The following is a 3,910-nucleotide window of genomic DNA, read 5'->3' on the forward strand; positions in this document are numbered from 1 at the left end:
CCGGCTCGGTCGGCCGTGCGCCGGGCCACTGGCGTACGGGGCGCGCCGCGGCGCCGTGCTCGAGGCGCGGGCCGGGGGGGGCCGCCCTCGCGGAACAGGGTGAACAGTTCGCCCGCGGCGGGGCGGGACTTCTGGTGCTTCTCCAGGCAGAGGCGGATGAACGGCAGCAGTTCGTCGGGGACGCCGGTGAGGTCCGGCTCACCCTCGACGACTCGCAGGGCCGTCTCGTACGGGCTCGGGCTGTCGAAGGGGCCGCGGCAGGTGGCGGCGTAGGTGAGGACCGAGCCGAGGGAGAACATGTCGGCGGCGGGGCCGACGTCCTGGGGGGCGGCGAACTGCTCCGGGGACATGAAGGGCGGGGTGCCCATGACGCGGCCGGTCTGGGTGAGGACGTCGGAGGCGGCGAACTCGGCGGCGCGGGAGATGCCGAAGTCGATGACGCGGGGGCCGTCCTCGGCGAGCATCACGTTGGCCGGCTTCAGGTCGCGATGGACGACTCCGGCGCGGTGGATGTCGCGCAGCGCCTCGGCGAGGCCGGCGGCGAGGCCGCGCAGGCGGGGCAGCGGGAGCGGGCCGTGCTCGCGGACATGGGTGCCGAGGTCCGCGCCCGGTATGTAGAGGGTGGCCATCCAGGGATATGTGGCGTCGGCGTCGGCGTCCACGACGGGTGCCGTGAAGGCGCCGCTCACCTGGCGGGCGGCGGCCACCTCGCGGCGGAAACGGGTGCGGAATTCGTCGTCGTCGGCGTACTGGCTGTGCACGACCTTGATCGCGAGGCGTCGGCCGGAGGCTGAGCGGGCCAGGTAGACCACACCCATGCCGCCGGAGCCGAGGCGGTCCTCGATGCGGTAGCCACCCACCTCCGCCGGGTCGGAATCGCGCAGCGCCATCCCGTACGTTCCCCCCGTCACGCACCGTCCTGTGGTCGGGGCGAGCGTAACCCGGCCCTGCACCGGGCCCGCAGTGCGGGGCGCGGCAGGGACGCTCCCGCCCCCGGTCAGAAGCTGATGGAGTTGATGGTCTCCGCTATCGAGTTGAGGAACCGCTGGATGTCGTCGGCCATGCCGGTCGAGGCGAGGAAGAAGCCGAAGAGGACCGCGACGATCGCCGGCCCTGCCTTGAGGGACCCCCCTCTCAGCAACACCACAAGGATGATTGCCAACAGCACCACCACAGACAGTGAAATGGCCACAACTGATCACACCCTCGGTCGGTCCGCTCTCCCGGGCCGGGACGCAACCCCGCGCACCCCCGCCAGAACCATCGTGCCACCAACGCGCCCGGCCTATGCGGCCGGTGACACATCGACCACACACGTGTTGCCGCCACCCGTGTGCGCCGCCTGTGCGCGAGGGCCCAACCCCGGGGAGTCGCACGGCAATTCGACGAACCACCCGCACAGGGAATTCGGCCGAATGGTTTCCGTCTCCACACAACGCGTTCGCAGCTAATTCGAATTGCAGCCACAAGCCGGCAACAGCCCTGCAAATCAGAGGTCGAAGAGACCCGAAGCGGACATTCCGCTGGAGTCGCCTGCTGGTCTTATGCGTCGCTTAGTCCGGAAGTATCACGACAAGCAAGGCCCAGTCGGTGCACACAATCCGCCACCGGACGATGTGTTGGCCATCACGCCGACTGCGCCGACAACTACCCGTCGTCCGGGGTACCCGCAGCGAATAGCCAGGAATCACTTCCGACGTTTTACGAATAGCCGCAGGGAACGCTAGGGTGCCTCAGATGTTCCACGCTGCCTCGTCCCCCGCACGCGCAGCGAGGTCCCGGATCGTCTCCCCGAGCTCTTGGTGGGAGGGTCTGTGACGAACTCGCTGCGACCGAACGGCGACCGCAGGGCGCCACTTCCCCCGGCACAGCCGCCGGCCGACGGAGTGCCGAGCCCTCGCTCGCCGCAGAGCACGCAGAAGAAGCAGAACGGCAAGCAGCGCGACGCGTTCTTCGACAACGCGAAGTACCTGGCGATCGTGCTGGTGGCCATGGGCCACGCCTGGGAGCCGCTCAAGGGCGACAGCCGGATACTCGAGGCGGCGTACCAGGTCGTCTACGCGTTCCACATGCCGGCGTTCATCATCATCTCCGGCTACTTCTCGCGCAGTTTCGACATGCGGCCCGACCGGCTGAAGCGCCTGATCACCGGCGTCGCCGTGCCGTACATCATCTTCGAGACGGCCTATCCCCTGTTCAAGCGGGTCATCGACAACGACCCGCACCAGGAGATCAGCCTCCTCGACCCCTGGTACCTGACCTGGTTCCTGGTCGCGCTGTTCGTCTGGCGGCTGACCACCCCCATCTGGAACCTGGTGCGCCGGCCGCTGCCGCTCGCGCTGGGTCTCGCCATGCTGGCGACCGTCACCCCGGAGATCGGTGACGACCTGGATCTGCAGCGCGTCCTGCAGTTCCTGCCGTTCTTCGTGCTGGGCCTGGTCATGAAGCCCGAGCACTTCCACATGGTGCGCACGCGTGCGGTACGGATCGCCTCGGTGCCCGTGTTCGCCGCCGCCCTGGCCTTCAGCTGGTGGGCGGTGCCGCGCATGAACACCGCGTGGTTCTACCACCGGGACGCCGCGCAGGAACTGGGCGCGCCGTGGTGGACCGGCCCGGTCATGGTGCTCGCCATGTTCGGCTGCTCCCTGGTGCTGACCGCCTGCTTCTTCGCCTGGGTGCCGCGCCGCCACATGTGGTTCACCGCCCTCGGCGCCGGCACGCTCTACGGCTACCTGCTGCACGGCTTCCTGGTGAAGGCCGGCGACTACCAGGGCTGGTTCGAGGCCTCCTGGCTGCACCATCCGGCCGGTGCGATCCTCGTGACCGCCCTCGCGGCCGCCGTCGTGACGGTGCTGTGCACCAAGCCGGTGCAGCGCGTCTTCCGGTTCGCGATGGAGCCGAAGATGGCCTGGGCGTTCAAGCGGGACGCGGCCGAGCTGGCCCGCGAACGCCAGAGCGCCGAGCGGCGCGAACGCGAACGCGAGAAGGTCAACGCCTGACCCTCAGAACGGGATTCATCCGACGAGACCGAGAAGTGCGCGCATCCGTGCATACTTCTCGGTCAGTCGTTTCCGGGTCGCCTCGTCGAGGACCGCGAGCCGGGCCGGGTCCGCGTTGTGCGCCAGGTCCGACTCCTTCACCAGCAGCGCGCCGGGCGTGGCGAGGATCCGCGCGGCGTACGCCTCCGGCGGCTCCCCGGCCCGTTTGGTGACCGCAAGCACGATGTCCTTCGTACGGCTGCTCAAGCCGGCCCCCCGCAGCCACTCCACGGAGAGGGCGTCGTCCTCGACCGCGTCGTGCAGCCAGGCCGCCGCGATCTGTTCCTCGTCGCCGCCCCGCGCCCGTACGCCCTCCGCCACGGCCCAAAGGTGTTCGGCGTAGGGCCGTCCCGCCTTGTCGGTCTGACCGGTGTGTGCGGCGCGGGCGGTGGCCTCGACCTGGGCCAGGGTCATCCGGGATGTCTCGGTCACCGCTCCAGTGTCTCAGCGGGTCGCGGCGGCCGTCGGGCCCTCTCGGCAGATCAGCAGCAGGGCCCGGTCGTCGTTGACGTCCTTGGCCACCGCCTCGATCAGGTGCCAGGCGGCACCGTGGAAGCCGCCGGCGACATAGCGGTCGGCCTCGCCGGTGAGGCGGTCGATGCCCTCGACGATGTCGCGGTCCGCGGTCTCCACCAGGCCGTCCGTGAACAGCATCAGCACGTCCCCGGGCCGCAGTGAGCCCTTCACCGGGTCGAACTGGGCACCGTCGTACACCCCGAGCAGCGGGCCCTCGGCCGTCTTCTCCTCCCAGCGGCCGCTGCCGGCGCTGAGCTGGAGGCCCGGCGGGTGGCCCGCGGAGTAGAGCTCGTAGTCGCCGGAGTCCAGGTCGAGGACCAGGCACGCGTCCAACAGGCCCGGGTCGGCGCGCAGGG

General features: G+C 70.0%; 5 protein-coding genes. 1 reads left to right on the plus strand and 4 read right to left on the minus strand.

Features of this window, described 5'->3' with window-relative positions; translation table 11 throughout:
• Both ABZ281_RS41305 and ABZ281_RS41310 read right to left on the minus strand, forming a co-directional pair.
• Positions 1-890: serine/threonine-protein kinase (locus ABZ281_RS41305; protein WP_356663084.1), on the minus strand; the 890-nt coding region annotated here is incomplete at its 3' end.
• A 107-nt stretch (positions 891-997) separates the two neighbouring features.
• On the minus strand, positions 998-1,192 hold the full coding sequence (locus ABZ281_RS41310) for a hypothetical protein (protein WP_356663081.1): 195 nt from the start codon (positions 1,190-1,192) through the stop codon (positions 998-1,000).
• A gap of 622 nt (positions 1,193-1,814) precedes the next feature.
• Between ABZ281_RS41310 and ABZ281_RS41315 the strand changes: the two genes are divergently transcribed.
• On the plus strand, positions 1,815-2,999 hold the full coding sequence (locus ABZ281_RS41315) for an acyltransferase family protein (RefSeq protein WP_356663082.1): 1,185 nt from the start codon (positions 1,815-1,817) through the stop codon (positions 2,997-2,999).
• Positions 3,000-3,014: 15 nt separating this feature from the next.
• Here the strand turns inward: ABZ281_RS41315 and ABZ281_RS41320 are convergent, their stop codons facing one another.
• Both ABZ281_RS41320 and ABZ281_RS41325 read right to left on the minus strand, forming a co-directional pair.
• Entirely contained in the window at positions 3,015-3,452 is a 438-nt protein-coding gene (locus ABZ281_RS41320; RefSeq protein ID WP_356663085.1) for an HD domain-containing protein, read from the minus strand.
• Positions 3,453-3,482: 30 nt separating this feature from the next.
• The coding region (locus tag ABZ281_RS41325; RefSeq protein WP_356663083.1) for a PP2C family protein-serine/threonine phosphatase at positions 3,483-3,910 on the minus strand (428 nt) is incomplete at its 5' end.

The organism is Streptomyces sp. NPDC006265 (assembly GCF_040613555.1).
In the GTDB taxonomy this organism is placed as follows: Bacteria; Actinomycetota; Actinomycetes; order Streptomycetales; family Streptomycetaceae; genus Streptomyces.

Bases quoted from the DNA above. Each gene is read 5' to 3' on its own strand.
- ABZ281_RS41320 (WP_356663085.1), bottom strand. From the start codon at position 3,452: ATGACCCTGGCCCAGGTCGAGGCCACCGCCCGCGCCGCACACACCGGT.